The organism is Bacteroides sp. 51, from assembly GCF_010500965.1.
Lineage (GTDB): Bacteria > Bacteroidota > Bacteroidia > Bacteroidales > Bacteroidaceae > Bacteroides.
Genome location: NZ_QVMI01000125.1, coordinates 1 through 397 on the forward strand (window position 1 = coordinate 1; position 397 = coordinate 397).

Sequence of the window (397 nt, forward strand, 5' to 3'; positions counted from 1 at the left end):
CCGATCTGTTTATAACCCATCTTGCGAGTAACCGTCATTCTGCTTCAGGTTCGGATTCTTCTCCCGCTGTGATCTTGGGATCGGTAGTGAGTATCAGATTCATTTCCTGGCAGAACTGGAAAATCTTTTCCACCTGTTCGGACTCTTTCTCTATATCCTCTTTGCTCGGGATGAAGAATAACTGACTATTAAACGACTATCCTCTTTAGGTATAACCGCAATCTGTCCATTACCTAATTACATCGCAAAACTTTATCTTACTTCTTGCATATCCCGAAGAATATTTTGGTCTAACACTTTTGCGTAACGTTGTGTCTGCACCTTACCATCGTTACGGTATTGGGTTATTTTCATTTTTTCTTCTTTGCGCGTTCACAGAATTTATATTTCATTTTTT

Annotated in this window: 1 protein-coding gene; it reads left to right on the forward strand. The window is 39.3% G+C overall.

Features of this window, described 5'->3' with window-relative positions:
• Positions 1-185: hypothetical protein (locus tag D0T87_RS24345; RefSeq protein WP_203558780.1), on the forward strand; the 185-nt coding region annotated here is incomplete at its 5' end.
• Between the last annotated feature and the right edge of the window lie 212 nt (positions 186-397).